Annotated in this window: 18 protein-coding genes; 5 read left to right on the top strand and 13 right to left on the bottom strand. The window is 67.8% G+C overall.

The genetic code is table 11. The annotated features are described in order from the left end of the window. Positions 1 to 23: 23 nt before the first annotated feature. The 6 genes from HL653_RS02745 to HL653_RS02720 form a co-directional block, all read right to left on the bottom strand. Positions 24 to 1193, bottom strand: coding sequence for a GGDEF domain-containing protein (locus HL653_RS02745; protein ID WP_171743155.1), 1170 nt, complete (start codon positions 1191 to 1193; stop codon positions 24 to 26). 192 nt (positions 1194 to 1385) lie between these two features. Beyond that, positions 1386 to 2072, bottom strand: coding sequence for a FliH/SctL family protein (locus HL653_RS02740; RefSeq protein ID WP_171743154.1), 687 nt, complete (start codon positions 2070 to 2072; stop codon positions 1386 to 1388). Continuing rightward, positions 2065 to 3018, bottom strand: a complete 954-nt coding sequence (gene fliG / locus HL653_RS02735; RefSeq protein ID WP_253718214.1) for a flagellar motor switch protein FliG — start codon at positions 3016 to 3018, stop codon at positions 2065 to 2067. The genes HL653_RS02740 and fliG overlap by 8 nt, the downstream gene beginning before the upstream one ends. A gap of 110 nt (positions 3019 to 3128) precedes the next feature. Then, complete coding sequence (fliF, locus tag HL653_RS02730; RefSeq protein ID WP_171743152.1) at positions 3129 to 4907, bottom strand: flagellar basal-body MS-ring/collar protein FliF; 1779 nt, start codon at positions 4905 to 4907, stop codon at positions 3129 to 3131. Position 4908: 1 nt separating this feature from the next. Next, on the bottom strand, positions 4909 to 5286 hold the full coding sequence (gene fliE / locus HL653_RS02725; RefSeq protein ID WP_171743151.1) for a flagellar hook-basal body complex protein FliE: 378 nt from the start codon (positions 5284 to 5286) through the stop codon (positions 4909 to 4911). Between the two features lie 10 nt (positions 5287 to 5296). Next, positions 5297 to 6532, bottom strand: a complete 1236-nt coding sequence (locus HL653_RS02720) for a sigma-54-dependent Fis family transcriptional regulator (protein WP_253718212.1) — start codon at positions 6530 to 6532, stop codon at positions 5297 to 5299. A 344-nt stretch (positions 6533 to 6876) separates the two neighbouring features. Between HL653_RS02720 and HL653_RS02715 the strand changes: the two genes are divergently transcribed. Continuing rightward, positions 6877 to 8832, top strand: coding sequence for a flagellin (locus tag HL653_RS02715; RefSeq protein WP_171743149.1), 1956 nt, complete (start codon positions 6877 to 6879; stop codon positions 8830 to 8832). A gap of 152 nt (positions 8833 to 8984) precedes the next feature. Here the strand turns inward: HL653_RS02715 and HL653_RS02710 are convergent, their stop codons facing one another. Further along, positions 8985 to 10139, bottom strand: a complete 1155-nt coding sequence (locus HL653_RS02710) for a helix-turn-helix transcriptional regulator (RefSeq protein WP_171743148.1) — start codon at positions 10137 to 10139, stop codon at positions 8985 to 8987. Between the two features lie 285 nt (positions 10140 to 10424). Between HL653_RS02710 and HL653_RS02705 the strand changes: the two genes are divergently transcribed. Beyond that, on the top strand, positions 10425 to 11159 hold the full coding sequence (locus HL653_RS02705) for a PEPxxWA-CTERM sorting domain-containing protein (RefSeq protein ID WP_171743147.1): 735 nt from the start codon (positions 10425 to 10427) through the stop codon (positions 11157 to 11159). Positions 11160 to 11252: 93 nt separating this feature from the next. Here the strand turns inward: HL653_RS02705 and HL653_RS02700 are convergent, their stop codons facing one another. Continuing rightward, positions 11253 to 11516, bottom strand: a complete 264-nt coding sequence (locus HL653_RS02700) for a hypothetical protein (RefSeq protein WP_253717479.1) — start codon at positions 11514 to 11516, stop codon at positions 11253 to 11255. Between the two features lie 241 nt (positions 11517 to 11757). On the opposite strand from HL653_RS02700, the gene HL653_RS02695 reads away from it, so the two are divergent. Both HL653_RS02695 and HL653_RS02690 read left to right on the top strand, forming a co-directional pair. Then, positions 11758 to 13005: an aminotransferase class V-fold PLP-dependent enzyme gene (locus HL653_RS02695; protein ID WP_171743146.1), complete on the top strand. Its 1248-nt coding sequence runs from the start codon at positions 11758 to 11760 to the stop codon at positions 13003 to 13005. A gap of 45 nt (positions 13006 to 13050) precedes the next feature. After that, positions 13051 to 13515, top strand: a complete 465-nt coding sequence (locus HL653_RS02690) for a GreA/GreB family elongation factor (RefSeq protein WP_171743145.1) — start codon at positions 13051 to 13053, stop codon at positions 13513 to 13515. A 68-nt stretch (positions 13516 to 13583) separates the two neighbouring features. On the opposite strand, the gene HL653_RS02685 is transcribed toward HL653_RS02690, so the two are convergent. From HL653_RS02685 to HL653_RS02665, 5 genes are all read right to left on the bottom strand, one after another. Beyond that, positions 13584 to 14906 carry a surface lipoprotein assembly modifier gene (locus HL653_RS02685; protein WP_171743144.1) on the bottom strand — a complete coding sequence of 441 codons (1323 nt, stop codon included), beginning with the start codon at positions 14904 to 14906 and terminating at the stop codon, positions 13584 to 13586. A gap of 20 nt (positions 14907 to 14926) precedes the next feature. Further along, positions 14927 to 15754 (bottom strand): transferrin-binding protein-like solute binding protein, encoded by an 828-nt coding sequence (locus tag HL653_RS02680; RefSeq protein WP_171743143.1) that lies wholly within the window; start codon positions 15752 to 15754, stop codon positions 14927 to 14929. A 1-nt stretch (position 15755) separates the two neighbouring features. Continuing rightward, positions 15756 to 16142 (bottom strand): hypothetical protein, encoded by a 387-nt coding sequence (locus HL653_RS02675; protein ID WP_171743142.1) that lies wholly within the window; start codon positions 16140 to 16142, stop codon positions 15756 to 15758. 153 nt (positions 16143 to 16295) lie between these two features. After that, the gene (locus HL653_RS02670) at positions 16296 to 17297 is read right to left on the bottom strand and encodes a L,D-transpeptidase (protein ID WP_171743141.1); all 1002 of its coding nucleotides are present in this window, start codon (positions 17295 to 17297) and stop codon (positions 16296 to 16298) included. 61 nt (positions 17298 to 17358) lie between these two features. Next, positions 17359 to 17826 carry an Lrp/AsnC family transcriptional regulator gene (locus HL653_RS02665; protein WP_171743140.1) on the bottom strand — a complete coding sequence of 156 codons (468 nt, stop codon included), beginning with the start codon at positions 17824 to 17826 and terminating at the stop codon, positions 17359 to 17361. Positions 17827 to 17924: 98 nt separating this feature from the next. On the opposite strand from HL653_RS02665, the gene putA reads away from it, so the two are divergent. Beyond that, positions 17925 to 21518 carry a trifunctional transcriptional regulator/proline dehydrogenase/L-glutamate gamma-semialdehyde dehydrogenase gene (putA, locus tag HL653_RS02660; RefSeq protein WP_253717478.1) on the top strand — a complete coding sequence of 1198 codons (3594 nt, stop codon included), beginning with the start codon at positions 17925 to 17927 and terminating at the stop codon, positions 21516 to 21518. Positions 21519 to 21707: the final 189 nt, after the last annotated feature.

Genomic DNA, 21707 nt, shown 5'->3' with positions numbered 1-21707 from the left:
GGGACCCGGAATGCGAAAGCGCGTCACACCGGTCGCAGGGTCTTCCGGAGGGCGGGGGGCATGCGATCCCCGTCTTTCTCTTCCATCGGCACGGAGACACACCGGTTCCGGCCTGAATGTTTCGCGTCGTACAGGGCCCGATCGGCCCGGCGCAGGGCGTCCGTCAGATCCTCGCCCTTCAACACGCCCGTCAGGCCGATGCTGACGGAGATGGCCGCCAGATCGTGGATGGACAGGCGGAAGATGGACAGGCGGATGCATTCGCAGACCAGCATGGCCTTCTCCCCATCGCAGCCGGGCAGCAGCACCACGAATTCCTCGCCGCCGAGCCGGGCCGGGATGGCCGGCGAAAGGCAGGTCCTCTGAAGGCAGTCCGCAACCGATCGCAGCACTTCATCGCCCCGATCATGGCCCAGCTGATCGTTGATCGCCTTGAAGCGATCGATGTCGACGATCGCGATCGAAAGAGCTGGCACATCGGGTTTTCCGCTCAGCGACTGGAACGCTTCGTAGAGCGCCCGGCGATTGGGCAGTCCGGTCAATGGATCGGTGTGCGCCTGAGCATGGTTCGCCTGCACGACCGATTGCAGCACGGAGATCAGGATGAGCAATCCGGCCGCCACCAGCAAGACGCCGCCGCTCGACTGCGAGAAGACGGCGTAGAGCGACGCGGCGTAATTTTCGTCAATCCCGTCTGTTCCCACGGTGGCGGCAACGGCCGGCTTCACGAGGAAATGGAGCCCGGCGACGATGAACACGATCGTCAGGGCCTTGTTCATCCGGGTTCCGGGCGCGTCGCGTCGCACCGTGGCGGCGCACAGAAACATGCTGGCCGCGCAAAACGACTGGAACGAGAGCTCATGCCAGAACGAGTCCGTCGGCCCCCTCGGGACGAAGCCGTAGTAAAACAGGCCGCACAGGATGATCGCGGCGCACATCCGCCACATCGGCCGCTTGCGATGGAAGATGGACAAGGCCGGCGCCATCAAGGCCAGGCCGGTCAGGAAGGTGCAGGGTGCCACGATCTTCATCGTCGCGACATCGGCGCCCAGCACCACCGCCAGATGCGACACCGGCTCCATGATGCCGAAGCCGTAGCTGAGCGCCATCCACCGGGTGCCGCGGACCGAAGGGTTCAGATAGGCGATCACCAGGAAGCTCGCCGCGAACATCGCCCCGAGCAATGTGTTCATCAGCAGGGGCAAAACGGCTTGCGGCAACATTTTGGGCGATAATCCAAGGCAGGCTGACGATCCCAGCGCGAACCAGATTACCCCGCTCCTGACTAGTAGGCGGTTAACGTGAGCCTATTATAGGATGAAAAATGTGGGGGCATCGCCACGAACCGTCCGGTGTTTTGCTCGAACCGGGCCGCACCGATGCACTCAGCGGCGGCTGCTCATCGCATCCAGCAGGGTGCGCAGCTTTTCCATGCGGATGGCGGGGCCGTCCTCGATCCAGCCGCTGGCGGTCTCCGCCACGACGGATCCCTCGGCGATGGCGGGGTCTGCGATCAGCTTCAGGTCCGGGCGCAGGCCGTCGATGCGCGCCGCGTCGGCAGGGTTCAGGCGCAGGCGCGCGGGGCCGCTATCCTCGGTGACGAGCGCGGCGACCGCATGGGTGCGCTCCAGCAGCAGCTCGCCGTCGATTGCGGCCGCTTCGCCCACCACCTGCCGCACGAGGCGGGAGACGGTTTCGGAAAGCAGAGCCGCCAGATCGGCGGGCGCCTCGGGCTGGATACCGGCGAGCGCGGCCGCCAGACGATCGAACGCGGCATGCTCGCTCTCATACGCGGTCAGCGCGGTGCGATGGCCTTCCTCGAAGCCTGCCGCATAGGCTTCCGCGCGCATCGCCTCGATTTCGTCGATGTCGCTGCCCGCCTGCGGCTCGGGCGTCTGCGACGGCGCCGCCGGTTCGCTGGCCCAGGCGGAGAAGGTGCCGCCCATCGCCGTCGGCCGCGCGACGAACTGCGTCGCCTTGGGCTTGGTCCACACCGGCACGGCCTGCGCGTCGGCGAAGAAGGAGGCGCCGAAGGCCCCGGACAGATCGGACAGACCGGCCAGATCAGACATAATCGTCGTCCTTGCCGCCCAGGTTGATCGTGCCGTCGCTGGCGAGGCGGCGGGCGATGGAGAGCATTTCCTTTTGCGCTTCCTGCACTTCGGCCAGACGCATCGGGCCGCGATCCGCGATCGAATCCTGGATCGACTGCGCCGCGCGGCTGGACATGCAGCCGAACATCTTGGCCTTGAGCCGCTCCTCGGCTCCCTTGAGCGCGACGACGAGGATGTCGCTGTCGACCGAGCGCAGCAGCGTGCCGAGGCTCTTGTCGTCCAGCGCGTTGAGATTGTCGAAGACGAACATCTCGTCCTCGATCACGCGCGCCAGATTCTTGTCCAGCTTCTGCAGCGCCTTCAGGATGCGGCTCTCGGCGGCCTTGCGGCTGTTGTTGACGATCTGCGCGGCCTCGCTGGTGCCGCCGCGGCGCGTGGCGGCGCCGGACTTGGGCTGCGAGACGGGGCGCAGCAGCAGGCGCTCGACATCTTCCAATGCTTCCGAGCTGATCGGCCCCAGCGTGGCGACGCGGTGGATCAGCTGCGGCTGGATGTCTTCCGGCATCTGCTGCAGCACGTCGGCCGCGATCGGCGGCTCCAGATGCGCCAGCACCACCGCGATCAGCTGCGGATGCTCGCCGTCGATCAGAGCGGCGATCGTCATCGGATCCATCCACTTCAGCGCGTCGAGCGAAGGCCCGCGCGTCGGCGGCGTGATGCGGTCGAGGATGGTGCCGGCGCGCTCGGGGCCGAGTGCGCGCTCCATCATCGCCTTGATTTGCGTGTCGGCGGCATAGCCGATCGTGGTGCGCGATTTGGCGCGGTTCACGAATTCGTCGAGCACGCCGTTCACTTCGCGCTCGGAGACGTCGGCGACGTGGAACATCGCCCCGCCCAGATGCTCCACCTCGGGCGGATCGAGCCGGCCGAGAACTTCGGCGGCTTCCTGCTCGCCCAGCAGCATCAGCAGGATCGCGGCGGCCTGGCTGCCGGTCGGCGTGTTGGCCGGCGCGGGGCCCGTGCCTTTGTCGGAGCCGAAGGCGAGCGGCTGTCCCTGGGGTTCGGCCATCGTTCTTATCCGTTCTGCGCGGCGCCGGGCATGTCGGCGCGGATGAGATCACGAACAACGAGCGCGGCGCGCGCCGGATCCTGGCGGACGAAGTTGCGGATCAGGGCGGCGCGATCCGAGTAACCGGGGGCCGATTCGATCATGTCGAGCGTCACCGGGCGGCTGGGGTCGCCGGCCGCCTCGGAGGCGATGGCGGCGGCGATCTCGCGCTGGATTTCGGGGCTCGGCGGCGTCGACGTGTCGAGCGTGCCGCCGGCACCGGCTGCAGAGCCGGCCGCGCCCTTGGCGGCCTTCGCACCCTTGGCCGCCTTGCCGCCACCCACGCCGCCGCGCTTCATCAGCGGCTTGGCGATGCCGAAGAAGACGAGCAGCGCGATCAGCAGGGCCGAACCGTTGCGCGCAGCGATCGAAACCCACGAGGCATCGTACCATTTCGGCGCATTGTCGTTGGCGGCCACGTCGGCGAAGGTCCGGCTGGAGAGCGCGAACTGGTCGCCGCGCTGCTGGTCGAAGCCGACCGCGCCCTTCACGAGCTGCTCGATCTGGGCGAGTTCCGCCACGCTGCGGGGCTTGGCGCCCTGCTTCAGGGCGACCGCCACGGACAGGCGCCGGATCGTGCCGACCGGATTGCGCGTCACCGAAACCTCGCGGCCCAGCTCGAACGTGCGGTTGTAGGTCTCGCTGGTCTTGCCGCCGTCGGCCGCCGCGGTGGTGCCGGCCTGCGCCGCACCGGGGGTGCCGGGGGCGGCACCGGGCTGCACCTGCGCCGGGGGAGTCGGCGTCACCTGCGCCGTCGTCGGCGGCTGGTTGGCGATGGCGCCGGGGATGCCGCCGGCCTGCGTGTTGCCGGCCTGGTCCTTGTTCCAGCCGCCGGCTTCGGCCTTCAGGCCGCCGGTGTCCTTGGGGTAGCTTTCGCGCGTGGCCTGCACCTCGGCGAAGTCCAGATCGGTGTGGACTTCGGTGGTGAAGCCGTCCGCGCCCACCAGCGGCGTCAGCAGCTTGGTGATCGCATCGATATAGCGCTGCTCGGTGCGCTGCTGCAGCTCCAGCTGGCGATCGCCGGCCGGGTCGCCGCCCTGGCGCGAGAGCAGGTGGCCGGTCTGATCGACGACCGAGACATGATCGGGCGACAGGCCCGGCACCGAAGCCGCGACCAGATTGACGATCGCCTGCACCTGTCCGTCGGAGAGCGCGCGGCCCTGGCGCAGGCGCAGCATCACCGAAGCGGCGGCGGGCGTCTGATCGCGCACGAACACGCTCGGCTGCTCCACGGCGAGGTGGACCTTGGCATTGTCCACGGCGTCGATCGCCTCGATCGTGCGGGCCAGATCCACTTCGCGGGCGCCACGCAGACGCTCGCCTTCCACGGCGCGGCTCGCGCCCATCGGCAGCGAGGAGATCACGCTGTCGCCGTCGGGCGCGCTCTTGGGCAGGCCGGCCTGGGCCAGCAGCATCTTGGCGCGGTAATAATCGTTTTCGGACACCGTGACGGCGCCCGTGCTGCGATCGATCTGATACTTGATCCCGCCGCTGGTCAGCTGATCGGCGACGGCGGCCTTGTCCGCATCGCCCAGCCCCGCGAACAGATCGCGCTGCGGGCCGGTGGCGAAGGTCATCCACGCCGCGAAGGCGATCGCCAGCGCGCCGATGATGCCCACCATCGGCAGGCTCTTGGCCACGGCCGGCTGGCGCGCGAAGTCTCGGATGCGCTCCAGCACGTTGCCCGAGGGAATGGCGGTGGGAAGGCGCGGCGAGGCCGCGACGGGGAGGGCTGCGTCGCTCATATCAGACCGGCATGCTCATGATGTCCTTGTACGCGGACAGAAGTTTATTTCTGACTTGCAGCGTCGCCTGGAAGCCGACCGAGGCATGCTCGCGGGAGAGCATGACCTGGGCGATGTCCGTGGTCTCGCCACGCTCGTAGGAATTGGTGACGGCTTCCGCCTTGGACTGGAGGCCGTTCACGCTTTCCAGCGCGTTCTTCATCGCGCCGGTGAAGCTGGTGGCGTTCGTCGAGTCGGTCGCCGGGGCCACGCCGCCGATGGGCGCCGCGCCGCCGATACCGCCGACGCCGGCCGAACCGGACGCCTTCTGCAGCGCGCTGTTCTGCTGCAGGATCGCCGCGCGCATCGCGAGCAGGCTGGAGGGGGTGATGCTGGTCATCGGTCAGTCCTCATGCGGCCTGCCGGCGCAGATCGGCGAGGCGATAGCGGAGCGTGCGCTCGCTGATCCCCAGCCGCTCGGCGGCGCGCAGGCGGTGGCCGCCGCAGGCTTCCAGCGCTTCCTCGATCGCGACCGCTTCCGACGAGCGGGCGGCATCGGCCAGGCGCACCGGCGAGGTATTGTTGGCGGCCGTCGCGCGGGCCGACTTCGGCATCGAGCGGACCTGCTGCGCGGCGGCGAGCGTGCCGGCCTCGATCGTCAGGTCGTCGGCCTCGATCCGGTCGCCCCGGCGGAACAGCATCGCGCGCTGCAGCACGTTCTCCAGCTCGCGGACATTGCCGGGCCAGCCATGCGCCATCAGGCGATCGAGCGCGGCGTTGGTCGGCCAGGGGAAGGTTTCGTCCGCATCCATGTGGCGCAGCAGCAAGGTCGCGGTGATCGCGCGCACGTCCAGGCGGCGCTGCGCCAGCGGCTTCAGCATCAGCGGCATCACGTTGAGGCGCCAGTAGAGATCGGCGCGGAAGCGGCCCTCGGCGACTTCCTCGGCCAGCTCGCGGTTGGCGGCGGCGATCACGCGCACGTTGATCGGCACGGGCTTGGTCGCGCCGACGGGGAGAACCTCGCGCTCCTGCAGCGCGCGCAGCAGCTTGGCCTGCAGCGGCAGCGGCAGTTCGGCGATCTCGTCGAGCAGCAGCGTGCCGCCGTCGGCCGCGCGGAACAGGCCGTCGGATGCGTTGCCGGCGCCGGTGAAGCTCCCCTTGGCGTGGCCGAACAGCATCGCTTCCAGCATCGTCTCGGGAAGCGCCGCGCAATTGACCGCGACGAACGGGCCGTCGGAGCGCTTGGAAGAAGCGTGGATGAAGCGGGCGATGCCCTCCTTGCCGGTGCCGGTCTCGCCGAGGACGAGGACGGTCGCGTCGCTCTTGGCGATTCGCGCGGCGAGGGTGAGGAAGGCGGCGCTTTCCGGCTCGCCCGCGGCGGGGCGGTCGGTCGGGCGAATCAGTTCGGCGATCAGCGCATGGCCGAAAGCGGCGTCCGTCATGCCGAACCGGATCTCGGCCGGGTGGCCGTTGGCGGCGGGCTTGTAGCTGGGCTCGCCGTCGGCGATCGTGACGATCAGGTCGCGATAGCGGGCGTGAGCGCGCTCGCCGGCGTCCAGAATGCGGATCGCGTCGCGGGCGGCGGGCGCCGCCGCATCGATCCGGAGGACGGGAAGCCCCACGCCCGACAGCCACGCTGCCAGCATCGGATTGGCCTTCGCCGCGCCTTCGCTCAATCCTGTCTCGGTCATCCGCAACAGCCCTCGAAACTTACATCCGGGCGGCCCATTCGCCGTCCGTGAAGGCTGGTTACGCCCGAATTAACTATCAAATCCTTAAAGGCACCCGCGTGTGATCCGTACGCGTGGGGCGTGCGCGTCCCGTGTGGACATGCGGGAGCGCGAGAAATCCGCCCCTTTCCACCCTTTCGACGGGGTCCCGAAAAAAACCTGGTTAAAGCACCGGCGAGGACGGTCGTTATCCGGTTTCGAGGCGGCAAGGACACTCCCCTGTCCGACGCCTGGGATTAAGCGGGGAAAGGAACCAACCTGTGACTGTGATCAACACCAACATCGCGGCGCTCCGGGCCCAGGCGGGCACGAACACTGCCCAGAAGGCGACCCAGACTGCAATGGAGCGCCTGTCGACCGGCAAGCGCATCAACTCGGCCAAGGACGACGCGGCCGGTCTCGCAATTTCCAGCCGCATGACCTCGACGGTCCGTGGCCTGGCGGTTGCGGTCCGCAACGCGAATGACGGCATCTCGATGGCGCAGACGGCGGAAGGCGCGCTCGGCCAGGTCACCAACATGCTTCAGCGCATGAAGGAACTGGCTGTCCAGAGCGCCAACGGCACGCTCTCCGACACCGATCGCGGCAGCCTGCAGAACGAGCTGACGCAGCTCGTCTCGGAAGTCGACAACATCTCCAAGACGACCAACTTCAACGGCATCGCGCTGCTGGACGGCTCGTCGAAGGCGATCAACCTGCAGACCGGCACGAACGCGTCGGATCAGGTCTCGATCAAGATGGTCAACGCTTCGGCCGACTCGCTGGGCCTGAACGGGTACAAGGTCGACGGTCAGGTCACCACCGGCCGCGTCGGCAGCACCGGCCTGACCACGCTCGGCGCCAGCGACATCCAGCTGAACGGCAAGGATGCCTTCGTGACGGCTCCGGCCGGCAACACCGCGAAGGATCTCGCCGCGGCGATCAACACGAACACCGGCCAGACCGGCGTTTCGGCGACCGCCTACAACACGCTGACGAGCGGCACGCTCTCCTCGAGCGGCGTGTCGACCGGCCAGCTGACGATCAACAGCGTCGCGGTGACCGGTACGAACGCCCAGGAACTGGTCGATCACATCAACCGTGACGTGGCGGGCGTTACCGCCAAGCTGAACGGCGACGGCACCTTCACGCTCTCGAACGACACCGGTTCGGACATCGCGATCGGTGGTACGGCTCCGGGCGTCGCGGGTCTCTCGACCGGCACCTATGGCGGCTTCGTGGCTCTGAACAGCGCCGACGGCAGCGACGTCAAGATCACCCGCGGCACGGCCGGCACGCACGCCGACTTCGTGGCGGTGGGCCTGAACGAGATGACCGACGGCACGACGGTCACCGGCGGCGCGACCGGCGCCGGCGCCCTGACCTCGACCGACGACGTCAAGATCAACGGCGTCACGGTGGGCGCGTCGAGCGATGCCTCGGCGGCTTCGAAGGCGGCGGCGATCAACGCGGTCAAGGGCCAGACCGGCGTCTCGGCGAGCGCCAAGACGGTGGTGACGGCGCAGGTCGCGGCATCGGAACTGGTGGTCGGCAACGATCTGCAGATCAACGGCGCGACCGTCACGATGGCCGACACGGACGGCACCGCCGGCATGTCGCTCTCGGATCTGGTTCAGAACATCAACGCGGCGGGCATTTCCGGCGTGGTCGCCTCGACCGACGACAAGGGTAACCTGATCCTGACCTCGGATGGCGGCAACGACATCACGATCAAGAACGGCAGCGCTGCGGTTGCGGCGGCCAGCACGGCCGACGGTACGGCTCTCACCGGCTTCGCTGCCGGCGCGGTCGCCCACGGCCAGATCTCGCTGAAGTCCGATGCCGGCGCCGACATCAAGGTCGAAGGTTCGGCGGCGTCGCTCACCAAGGTGGGCATCGCCAACCAGGGCGGCTCCAGCGACTTCGTCTCCGGTTCGCTCTCGATCGCGACGCAGGCCTCGGCCTCCAGCGCGATGAAGGTGATCGACAAGGCCCTCGACAAGGTGTCGCAGAGCCGCGGCGATCTCGGCGCGATCCAGAACCGTCTGGAAGTCACCGTCAACAACCTGACCACGACGTCCACCAACCTCGAAGACGCCCGTTCGCGGATCGAGGATGCGGACTTCTCGGCGGAAACGACCAACCTCGCCAAGTCGCAGATCCTTTCGCAGGCTGCCACGGCGATGCTGGCCCAGGCCAACCAGAGCGGTCAGAACGTGATGACCCTGCTGCGCTAAGTCCCGACCTTCCTTCGGGCAAACCAGGCCCCCGGCGCTCCCTCCCCTCGGCGCCGGGGGCTTATTTTTTGGAGTGGCGGATTTGGCCTCCGCCAAATCCTGCGGCACCGGCCCGCTCCCGTAACGCGCCATGAGGCGCGTAAGATCAGTGTTCAGTCGCCCGATACGGGCGCGCGCAGCGCCGCCGCCAGCGCCACCAGCTCCGCCTGCCGGCCCACTCCCGCTTTCTGGAAGATGCGCAGCAGATGCGTGCGCACCGTCGCCACGCCGATGCCCAGCGCCACGCTCGCCTCCGCCACCGTCGCGCCTGCCACGATCCGCTCGCATACGCGCCGCTCCGCCTCGGTGAAGCCGAACAGGCCGGCCAGCAGCGCGCCCGTCTCGCGCGCGGGCAACAGGCCCTCCGCCACGAAGATCGCGGCCACCGCGCTCGGCGCGATCCCTCCGCGCGCGATCGTGGGGGCCAGCGGCAGCACATGGATCGCGCAGGCGCCCTGTCCGTCCGTCGCCGGAATGCCGAAGCCCTTGCGCTCGATCCGCGCCTCGCCCGTCGCGGCGGCGCCGATCGCGGCCATGATCGCGCGGTGGACACCGGGGCCGATCCCCGAAATCCGTCCGCCGCGCAGCTCCAGCGGTCGCCGCCGGTCCAGCAAAGCCGCGCCCGCCGGATTGGCGTGGACCAGCCCCAGGGCCGTATCCACCAGCAGCACCGGCGTCGCCAGCAGGCCCAGCACGGCATCGAACGTCGCTGCCGTCACGGTCTGCACGTCGAGCAGGCGGCTGATCGTCACGGCGCGGCGGAGATGGGGGGCGAGCAACGCGGCCGTCTCCCGCTCCATCGCGCCGATCGGGCCCTGGCTCTCGTGGCGGACGAAGCTGGCGGTGGCGAGGCTGGTCGCATCGCGGCCCAGCCCCAGCGCCAGCGTATCGGTGATCCCCTGCGGCTGGCGCCATTCGAGATAATAAGGATTGCGGCAGGTGCCGTTCGCCGTCTCGGGGTTCACCTCCGACAGCAGTACGGGTCGCTCCAGCGGGGTCGCGGCGATCGCGGCCGCGCCGCCCCAGAGCGCGACGATGTCCGCCGAATAGTCGCCGATCCGCACCAGCCATTCGTCCGGGATGCCGCTCGCCACGTTCAGCAGGACGCGGCCGGTGGGCATCGCCTGCAGCGTCAGGATCGCCTGCGAGAAGCCCAGATCATGGCGCAGCTCGGTGAGCGTCTCCGGCCACAGGGTCGGATCGATCGCACAATCGTAGATCCGCCCGATCAGCGCGGACAAGGTCGCCAGAGGCAGGCGGTCGGTCATCCATTCCCCATCGGACGGCCTTGGCGGGATAACGAAGCGTGAAGCGCCTACTCCGCCGGATCAAGGGGATGGGGCCGAAGCGGCCAGTGATCCCGCGCGCGCATCCATCATTTGGTGGATTACGAGCGAAATCGGGACGGTTAACGAAACGATGTGGGTGCGGATCGCTGCGGCGGACCGGGTGGGGGCCCCATATCGCGCTGCCGCTGCAAGGTGGCCGTGCCGTGCGCCCCTCCTGACGGTGCGACCGATCAAGGTTCGGATTGTGAGAGAGGGAGACCAGTGATGTGGCGTAAGATGATAGCGGCCGGTGTGATCGCAGGTGGGGCGGTCGCGCCGGCCGGCGCGACGATCTTCACGATGACTTTTTACGGCACGGCAAGCGAGGTGCAGCTCTACGAGCGGCAGGATGTGGTGTCGCAGGTGCTGACCAACGTGGCCTACACGTCGGTCTACACGATCGATGACACCAAGGGCACGATCTACAGTTCGCCGAGCCAGAGCTATTTCGAAAGTGCGGGCGGCCTTACCGGGCTCGTCACGCTGGCCGGCGTCGGCAGCTATGCGATTGCGGGCAATGGCGGTGGCGCGATCAGCACCAGCAACGATTGGTCGGACATCGGCGACAGCATCAACGCGGACGTGGCCAATCGCATCAACGATTTCATCGACGACCGGCACATCTATTCCAGTGTGCGGGCGATCGACGATTTCATCGCACCCGTGAACGGTCCCTATACGATCACCGATTTTCGTCAGCCGATGGATTATCTGCTGCAGCCGAGCGATACCTCTGGCTCGACGTTCGACTATATCAGTTACGTGACCAACCTCAGCAATTCGACGTTCGAAAGCTATGCGCGCGTCGCTGCCCGCGTCTCGCTGCAGCGTGTGGTGGTCGCAGCCGCCGCATCGCCCTCGGATGTGCCCGAGCCCGCCAGCTGGATGATGATGATCGCGGGCTTCGGGCTGGTCGGGGGAGCGATGCGCCGCCGCTCGGTGAGAGTGCGCTTCGTCTGAAGCGGGTCCGTACTCCTGTGAATGCGGGAGCCCAGAGCGTCAGGCGCGACGCCTGCGCCTCTGGGCTCCGGCCTTCGCCGGAGCACGGCGCGTCTAGATAATACCGAAGCCCATCCACAGGCGGACGAGTCCGACAAGGACCACCGCCAGATTGAGCCACCGTCCGGTCGTGTGGCTGGAGAGCAGCCCTAGCACGAGGCCGACCAGCGCCACCGGCACGATCAGCCAGTACATCCAGCCCAGAAAAGGCAGGAAGGCGAGCAGCGCCGCCGGCAGCGTGATCAGCCCGATGAGCAGGGACAGCAGGTTCATGCCCCGAATATGGGCATGATACTGTGTGTTATCAAGATAAGGCACTGGGACAATCCCCGTCATGCCGGACTTGTTCCGGCATCCACCCCCCTGTGCGCGCCACGGCCTGCGGTTCGTGCCGCCCGGCGGGCCCCGAACCAGGTCCGGGTGACGGATACACATCGAGGGGGATACTCTCCCTCGCCGGACAGCGGCCGTTGCCCCGGCCGCCCAACGATTTCGATCCGCCGGGCTTGTGAGCCGACGTCGCCCTGCTAGCCTCTGTTCGGGCGACGAGGGGGCAAAGATGACGGATCGGGACGACATGACGGGCGTGACGCGGCGCGCTTTGCTGCAGGGCGCGGCGCTGGCGGCGGCCGCGTCCCCGCTGGCGGGCGCCGCGGCGGCGGCGCCCGGCGTCGATCTTCGCCGCGAACTGCTGCTCGATCCCGATCTGCTCTATTTCAACGCCGCCAACATCGCGCCCACCTTCCGCAGCGTGATCGACACGCAGGAGAAGGAGCTGCGCGCCTTCCAGGCCAATCCCTCGCGCGAATATCGCGAGAAATATCCGGTCGCCGCCGATCGCCTCCGCGCCCGGCTGGGCAAAAGGCTCGGCGTGACGGGCGAGGAGATCGCTTTGCTGCGCAACAGCAGCGAGGCGAATACGGTCGCGGTCCTCGGCCTCGATCTGAAGCCCGGCGACGAAGTGATCGTGGCCGAGCATAACCACCAGTCCACGCTCGACAGCTGGAAGCTCAGGGCCAGGCGCGAGGGACTGGTTGTGAAGGTGCTGCCCACGCCGTTCGCCGCCACTTCGCCACAGCAGGTGGCCGATGACATCGCGGGCGCCGTCACCACGCGCACGCGCGCCATCTTCCTCAGCCACGTCACCAACGTCACCGGCCTCGCTTATCCCGTCGCCGCCATCGCCCAGATCGCGCGCAGCTCGGGCGCGTGGCTGCATGTCGATGGTGCGCAGACCTTCGGCTGGATGCGGCTCAACCTGCCGGCGCTCGGCGTCGATTCCTATGCGGGCAGCACGCATAAATGGATGATGGGGCCGCTGGAGGCGGGGCTGCTCTATGTGCGGCGCGATCGGCAGGACCGGCTCAACCCCACGATGCTGAGCCACGGCTACTGGCTCACCGACACGCGCAACCTGCAAACGGCGCAGCGCTACGAGATATTGGGCCAGCGCGACGATCCCAAGCTGGAGGCGGTGGAGGCGACGCTCGATCGGCTCGATGCGCTGGGCGAGGCGTGGATCGAGACGGAGACGCGCGCGAAGGCGGCCGAGATGCGCGGCATTCTCGCAGGGGTGCCGCGCGCGCGGATCGTGGGCAGCGGCGATCCGGCGCTTTCGGGCGCGATCATCACGGTGGCCTTTCCCGGCCGCGATATTACGGCCATGCGGGCGAAGCTCTGGAAGGAGCATAAGCTGGCCACCGCGCAGGCGGTGGCGGGCGGGGATGCGCTGATCCGCTTCTCCCCCCATATCTACAACAGCCGCGCCGAGATGGAGCGCGTGGCGGAGCTGCTCGCCAAGGCGTGAGCGGCGCCGTTCGCGCCCGGCGTTCGGGCACAAGGAGAGAATGACGTGAGCGTGGCCTTCCGTCGCGAGAGCGACGAGGAACATCTGGAGCCGAAGTTCGAGCTGCCCATCCCGCCCGGCCCCAATCCGGTGACGGCGCGCGGCCATCGGCTGATCGAGGACAAGGTGGTGGCGCTGGAAGCCACCGTTCAGGGCATCACCGAAGAGGAGGCGCGCAAGAAGGTGGTGCGCGAGCTGCGCTACTGGCGCAGCCGCCTCGCCTCGGCCGAGATCGTGCCCCCGCGCGAGAGCGAGGAGGCGGTGTTCGGATCGCGCGTCCGCTTCCGCCTCAATGCGCGCGAGCAGGAGATCGTGATCGTCGGCTATGACGAGGCCGATCGCGCCGACGGCACCGTCTCGCAGGACGCGCCCCTCGCCCGCGCGCTGATGGGCGCTGCGGAGGGAGATATCCTGGCCTTTGCCGGCCGCGAGGACGCGATCGAAGTGCTGGAGGTCGGCCTGCCCCGCTGAGGCTGGGCGGGCGCGCAGGCAGGCGCTGCGATCTGGCGAAATCCGGCGCGGTACGATCCGGATTTCGCCTAAAATTGCCGGGTCAGTGCCAGTTCGAGGCGGTTGCGATGGAAGCTGTAGAATGGGATCGTGCTGCTGTTGCGCGAGATCGTGACGCGTGCCGACGGGATCAGTCCGTGAATGGAAAAGAGGCGCGCGCTCGTGCCGAGCTGCAACTCCCGATAGTCTTCACGTCGGCGCCGCTGGAATAACGTGAACACGGCATCGGCGAAGAGGTGCTGGTAACTGATGCCGCCGAACAGGGTGAAGCGCCCGGCATCGCGGCTGACGAACATGCGCCCGCCGACGCTCGTCGTCGCATAAGCGGGATCCCGCGCATCCGATCGCGATCCCGAAAGCCCTGCCAGACCGAACAGACGCGGCGTGATCGCCTTTTCCAGATCCAGCGATGTGCCATAGCCGAAGCCCTCCAGATAAGGGCGTCCGGGATAAGAGGCGTAGATGGCGTTGGCCGTCCCGGCGATCTGTGTCGTCCGGCCAATGGCGTGCCGCCCCTCCAGCGAGAAGCCGGCCTGGTCCAGCAGACGATGCCCGTCGAAATAGCGCCGGCCGATCAGCAGGGCCGGATGGAATTGCTCGGTCGCGCTCCGAAATTCCGGCCCCGCCGCCAGCGTGCCCGACACATCGTCGTAGCGGCCCGAAGGATAGACCAGCCCCGTGCCCGATGCCTCGAAAAGCCAGTTGACCGAGGATGTCAGGGGCAGCCTGGAATATCCGCGCGCGCCCATCTGCAGGCCGACGCCCGACGTCGCGCGACCATCGCGGTTGATCACCAAGGTGATTCCCTGCGCGTCGATCGTGCGCGATCCCGTCGCGCGATTGATATTCGTATCCGGAGCGATGCCCACGGACAGATCGAGGCCGCGCGGCGCGCTGCTGCGCAGGGCGGCGCTGATCCGGTCCACCTGCCGCGCCACGTCGATCGGCAGTCGGCTTGCCTGCGCGCGGCGGAGTTCGCGGGCGGCCGCCGTCGCTTCGCCGAGGCGCGCATAAACGCGGGCCAGCTCAAGCCGGACGGCGGCGGCACCCGGTTCCTCGTCGAGCAGCGCCTGATACCAGCGGACCGCCCCGCGATAATCGCCGGCCGCCGCACGGATCCGCCCCAGGCGGAACCGCGCCTCGGATCGCAACGGCCGGGACGGATCGTTGGCCAGCGCGCGCAAAAGCTCTTCGGCATCGGCGGTCCTGCCGGCCGTCAGCAGTTGATCGGCCGTGGCGAATGCCTGTTCCGCCGAGAGCGCCGTGGCGGACGGGGCCTCCTGACCGATCGCCAGGGCGGCCGTGGCAGGCAACTGCGTCGCCAGCAGAATCAGGGCGACGCTGATACGCATCGTCGATCAGCAATGCGTGTTCAGCGTTTGCCGACGGCGGCTCCGCCTCCGATCCGCGTCAGGTCGGGGCTGTTGATCCCGAAACTGAGGCCTACCTCCTGCGCAGCAGGCCCGAAGAAGGCGCCCTGCACCGATCCCACGAGGCTGTTGTCCGCCGAGGTCAGCTCGCCGCGAAAGCCGTTGGTTCCGGCGCCGATGGTCGCCGTGCCGCTGATCGCGGGAATGATGATCAGCAGGCCGTTGCTCGTATTGGTGCCACGCAGCGACAGCCCGGTATTGACCGTCGCGGCGGCGAAGTCGGCATTCAGCGTCATCGTGCCGTCGAGCGCATAGGTGGCGGTGGGATCGAACAGGATGCCCTGCGCGAGCCCGGAATAGCTGGCGGATCCGGTCCGCGGCATCGCATCCGCAGGCGTCGGTATGCCGAAATAGAAGAAATGATAATCGTTGATCTGGGGATCGATATTGCTCCGGTCCGAAGAATCGAACTGCCACACGCCGTACGAGGTGTATGTGAGCGCGAGCTTGGGATTGGTCGCGGACGGCGTCAGAATATTGAGGCGGCGCGTGCCGTCCACGGCGTTCTGCCCGTAACTCGTCAGGCCGGGATTGCCGCCGGAACTGTATCCGTCCGGAAAGCGGTGGGCGGTGCCGATGATGTTCGAAACGATATATTTGCCACTGGTCGCCTCGAAATACACTCGGATGCTGCCCGACGAGCCATAGGCCTTGTTGCGGCTCTGGACCGTTTGCGCGGAAACATCGTAGCTGACTTCGGTCGATCCGGTCCGGAAGTCCGCATTGCCTTTTACGGCATCGATCAGTGTGCCGCTGGTGATCGCCGGCAATTCAGCCGGTGCCGCTTCCTGCGAAATCGGTGTTTTGGTCGGTGGGGGCGTGGGTGTCGTCACCACGGGCGGCGGTGGAGTTGTCTGGACCTGACTTCCCGAACCACCGCACCCAGCAAGAAACATTGCGCCCGTCAGGCACATCAAACCACGCCGCATCAATCGATTTCCCCCGTGTTGTGAGGCGCGATATCAGCAGCCTCGCGCGATGAGAAGAGATTATTGATTTGGCGGATATCTCTTCGGAAGCGGAGCCGCTCTTACCGATTTTGATCGCATCATATTCGTGGAATCGAAGGTGGGGCCGGGCATCGCGACTTCCATCCGGATATCGTGACTTGCCGGAAACGATCGAAAATGGATCTAAAGCCCCGATCTGCTTCCGCACTCGACCGTTCGGCCTGTGCCAATGCCTTTGCGGAAATGGATTCCCCTGTCCTGTACAGAAAAAGGCAAGCCATGCGTCACGACGCCGCGCCCGACCGGAGCCGCTCTCTCCGCGCGCGCGAGCCCTGCTGTGTGGATGCCTTCCCAGGGCACCTCACAGCGTCGGCGCGACGGCGTCCATGATCGTGATCTTGCGGCCCGTATCCTCGCCCACGCTGGATTGGGTGACGAGGATCGTGCTGCCCGGCACCAGCACCGCCTTCACCGCCGCGTAGAAACCCGCCGGCATCCGCACCCGGTTGATCGTGGCCTCGTCCAGCGGGCGGCCCTCATCCTCGGTGTGGCCGGGCAGGCCGACATAGATCCAGCGCGGCTGGCCGTCCTTGCCCACCGTGTAGCTGATCACATGGCTGCCCGGATCGTCATCCTTGATGATCGCGTCGCTGCGGCCGATCTCCACGCCGTTGCGCAGCACCACGATCGCCTGATCATGCTTGGAGACGATGATCGTGAGCGGCCCGGTGGGAGACAGGCTGGGGTTCCAGCGATAGCCTTTCCGGTCGAGCGCCTTCTGCTCGGCCGGCGCGCCGCTCGGCAGCACCGGCTGGAGCAGGCCGGCGGGGGAGGCGCGGACATGATCGAGCTTGCCGTCCTGCACCACCACGGTCGCGCCCAGCTTGGTGATGCCGAACAAGGCCTTGGCGAAGCTTAGCGGCAGGTGCACGCAGCCATGGCTTTCGGGATAGCCGGGCAGGCCGCCCGCATGCAGCGCGATCCCGTCCCAGGTCAGCCTCTGCTGATAGAACATCGGGGCGTTATTATAGAGGTTCGATCGGTGGTCGGCATCCTTCTGCAGGATGGTGAACACGCCCGTCGGAGTCTCGAAGCCGGGCTTGCCGGACGAGATGGTGGAGACGGCGATGCGGACGCCGTTGCGATAGACGGTCGCCCGCTGGCGCGAGAGATCGACATAGACGAGCAAGGGTCCGGCCGGAGAAACCTGCGGCGCCCACACCCATTGGCCGGGCTTCAGCGTTTCGGACACGCGCGCCAGTTCCGGTGCGGAGGTGACGGTGGCGCCCTGCGCGAAGGCGGGCGTGGCGGCGGTGGCGAGCGCCAGCGGGAGCAGGGCGCGGGCGAAGCGGTGCAGGCTCATGCCCTCCATATATCAGCGGAAATGGCGCCGAAGGCAGAGAAAATGCAGGGCCCCGAAACGATCAGCTCTGCTCCTTCACCGTCTCCATCGCGACGAAGGTGGAGGTGCTGGCGACATGGGGCAGGCTCGATATCTTCTCGCCCAGCACGATCCGGTAGCGGCGGATATCGGCGGTGCGGACCTTGAGCAGATAATCGAAGCTGCTGGCGATCATGTGGCATTCCTCCACCTCGCGGATCCGCTGCACGGCGGCGTTGAACTCGCTCAGCGCCCGTTCGCGCGTGTCGGACAATTTCACCTCGGCGAAGGCGACGTGATCCAGCCCCAGCCGCGCCGGATCGACCACGGCGCGGAAGCCCCGGATCACCCCGCTGTCGATCAGGCGGCGCAGGCGGACCTGACAGGGCGTCTTGGACAGGCCGATCGCGCGGGCCAGATCGGTGACGCTCATCCGCCCGTCCTCGCGCAGCAGCGCGACGATCCTGCGATCCCATTCGTCCAGCTGGACTGTCGAAGGGGCATTTTCCATGTGATCACTCTATCAGGCGACCGCAAATAAGTCGAAACGGCAAGAAGACTGCCGCAACGAAGGAAGATCGCCGCGCGCCAAGTCTTTATATTGGGCGCATGGACCATTTCCGCGCTTTCGCCCCGCCGCTTCGCCAGCCGACGCCGGAGCGTCGCGCCATCACCGCCGCCTATCGCCGGGACGAGGCGGAAGCGCTGGCGCCGCTGATCTCCGCCGCGAGCTTCGATGGACCCACCCGTGAGGTGATCCGCAATCGGGCGAAGGCTCTGGTCACGGCGCTGCGCACGCGCCCGCGCGGTTCGGGCGTCGACGGGCTGGTGCGCGAATATGCGCTGTCCAGCCAGGAAGGCGTGGCGCTGATGTGTCTCGCCGAAGCCCTGCTCCGCATCCCCGACGATGCGACGCGTGACGCGCTGATCCGCGACAAGATCGCGGATGGCGACTGGGTCGCGCATCTGGGCGGCAACAAGCCCTTGTTCGTCAATGCCGCCACCTGGGGTCTGGTGGTGACGGGCAAGCTCGTCGGCAGCGTCGACGATCGCGGGCTGGCGGCGGCGCTCACCCGATTGGTGGCGCGGGCGGGCGAGCCGGTGATCCGTCGCGCGGTGGATCTGGCGATGCGGATGATGGGCGAGCAATTCGTCACCGGCGAGACGATCGCCGAGGCGCTCGGCCGCGCGAAGGAGATGGAGGCCAAGGGCTTTCGCTACAGTTACGACATGCTGGGCGAGGCGGCGACGACGGCGGCCGATGCCGCGCGCTATCTGGCCGATTATGATGCCGCGATCCATGAGATCGGCAAGGCCTCGGCCGGGCGCGGCGTTTATGCGGGCCCCGGAATCTCGATCAAGCTGTCCGCGCTTCACCCGCGCTACGCCCGCTCTCAGGTCGATCGCGTGATGGGCGAATTGCTGCCCCGTGTGCAGTCGCTCGCCAGGCTGGCCAGGAGCTATGACATCGGCCTCAACATCGATGCCGAGGAAGCGGATCGGCTGGAGCTGTCGCTGGACCTGCTGGAAAGCCTCGCCCGCGATCCCGATCTGGCCGGATGGGACGGGCTCGGCTTCGTCGTGCAGGCCTATGGCAAGCGCTGCCCGTTCGTGATCGATTGGATCGTGGGGCTGGCGCGCGACACCAAGCGGCGGATGATGATGCGGCTGGTGAAGGGCGCCTATTGGGATGCCGAGATCAAGCGCGCGCAGGTGGAGGGGCTGGCCGATTTCCCGGTCTATACCCGCAAGGTTCACACCGACGTCGCCTACATCGCCTGCGCGCGCAAGCTGTTGGCGGCGCGCGACGCGGTCTTCCCGCAATTCGCGACGCACAATGCCCAGACGGTGGCAACGATCGCCACGCTGGCCGGGCCGGACTTCACTGTCGGCGATTATGAATATCAGTGCCTGCACGGCATGGGCGAGCCCTTGTACGAGCAGGTCGTGGCGGCATCCGGTATGGGTCGCCCCTGCCGCGTCTATGCGCCGGTCGGTACCCACGAGACGTTGCTTGCCTATCTGGTCCGCCGTCTGCTGGAAAATGGCGCCAATTCCTCGTTCGTGAACCGGATCGGCGATCCGTCCGTCTCGATCGACGAATTGGTCGCGGATCCGGCCGAGGTGGCGAAGGCGATGCCCCGGCCCGGCGCGCGCCACGATGCGATCGCGGCGCCGGCCGGTCTTTATCCCGACCGCGCCAACTCGTCGGGGATCGATCTGAGCGACGAGGCGGCGCTCGCCGCTTTGTCGGCGGCGCTGCAGGAGAGCGCCGCGCAGCCTTGGCGAGCGCAGGCGGAAGGCCCCGGCGGCGTCTCGTCGCCCGTCCTCAACCCGGCCGATCATCACGATATCGTCGGCACCGTGATCGAGGCCTCGCCCGAGCAGGCCGCCGCCGCCGTGGCGCGCGCCGCCGGTTCTGCGTGGGGCGATACGCCGGTGGCCGAGCGCGCCGCGATCCTCGATCGGGCGGCCGATGCGATGCAGGCGCGCATTGGCATGCTGATGGGATTGGCGATGCGCGAGGCGGGCAAATCCGCCGCCAACGCCATCGCCGAAGTGCGCGAGGCGGTGGATTTCCTGCGTTATTATGCGGCGCAGGCGCGCGCCACCTTCGGCCCTGCGCAGGCGCCGCTGGGGCCGATCGTCTGCATCTCGCCCTGGAATTTCCCGCTCGCCATCTTCACCGGGCAGGTCGCCGCCGCGCTCGTCGCCGGCAATCCGGTGCTGGCCAAGCCCGCCGAGGAGACGCCCCTGATCGCCGCCGAGGCGGTGCGCCTGCTGCACGAAGCGGGCGTGCCCGCCGATGCGCTGCAATTCCTGCCCGGCGACGGATCGATCGGCGCGGCTTTGGTGGCGGCGCCCGAAACGGCCGGCGTGATGTTCACCGGCTCCACCGAGGTCGCCCGCCTGATCCAGCGCCAGCTTTCCACGCGGCTGTCGGCGGAGGGCAGGCCCATTCCGCTGATCGCCGAGACGGGCGGACAGAATGCGATGATCGTCGATTCCTCCGCGCTGGCCGAACAGGTGGTGGCGGACGTGATCGCCTCCGCCTTCGATAGCGCGGGCCAGCGCTGCTCGGCGCTCCGTATCCTGTGCCTGCAGGAGGATGTCGCCGATCGCACGCTGGCGATGCTGAAGGGCGCGCTGGCGGAGCTTCGCATCGGCAACACGGGGGCGCTCGCGATCGATATCGGCCCGGTCATCACGGCCGAGGCGCGCGATGGGATCGAGGCGCATGTCGCCACGATGCGCGCGCGTGGCCACAAGGTGGAGCGATCGCCCCTTCCGCCGGAGGCGGCGCGCGGTACGTTCGTCGCGCCCACGATCATCGAGATCGATCGGATCGCGGACGTGGAGTGCGAGGTGTTCGGCCCCGTCCTCCATGTGCTGCGCTATCGGCGCGAGCGACTGGGCGCGCTGGTCGATGCGATCAACGGCTCGGGCTACGGGCTCACCTTCGGGCTGCACACGCGGCTGGACCAGACCGTGGCGGACGTGACCGGCCGGATTGAGGCGGGCAATCTCTATGTGAACCGCAACGTGATCGGCGCGGTGGTCGGCGTGCAGCCTTTCGGCGGGCGCGGCCTTTCGGGCACCGGGCCCAAGGCGGGCGGCCCGCTCTATCTCGGCCGGCTGGTGGGCATGGCGCCCGTCTTCGCCGGCCGCGCCGCCAGCCCGCCGCCTCTGCTCGACGATCTGGCCCGCTGGCTGGAGGATCAGGGCGATGCGGAGTCCGCGACGATGGTGCGCCGGACGGGCGATGCGTCCGCGCTGGGCGTGGAGGAGGAATTGGCCGGCCCTGTGGGCGAGCGCAATCTCTATGCGCTGCATCCGCGCGGCCGCGTGCTGCTGCGCCCCAGGACGCGCTCGGGCTTCCTTCACCAGTTGGCGGCGTTGCTGGCGACGGGCAATCGCGGCGTGCTGGAGGGGATGCTCGTGCCGCCCAGCCTGCCGCGCCCGATCGCCGAGCGGCTGAGCGACACGGCCGACGGCCCGATCGCGGCCGCTCTGGTGGAAGGCAATGCCGCGACGATCCGCGCGGCGGTGACGGAGATGGCCGCGCGCGAGGGCATGATCGTGCCCGTCCATGTCGCGGGCCCCGATGGCCGCTATCCGCTGGATTGGCTGCTGGAGGAGTGCTCCACCTCGATCAACACGACGGCAGCTGGCGGCAATGCGAGCCTGATGATGATCGGGTGATAAAGGCTAGTAAGGGGGAAGGTGGGACGCCGATCGACTTCAGTGTCTTCCCCCCCCAAAAAACCTTCAGGATAAGGGCTGGCAGTCAGACCCGATCCGGCGCGAGCGGCCCCGGCGTCAACTTTTATCCCCCATATTTTTGTTCGACTGGGCCTTGCTATCATCGAGCATGTCTTATCGGCAGCAGCA

It is taken from the genome of Sphingomonas sp. AP4-R1, from assembly GCF_013113735.1.
Taxonomy (GTDB): domain Bacteria; phylum Pseudomonadota; class Alphaproteobacteria; order Sphingomonadales; family Sphingomonadaceae; genus Sphingomonas_I.
The sequence above is the reverse complement of the archived record's forward strand: the minus strand, read 5'-3'. Positions and strand labels throughout refer to the sequence as shown.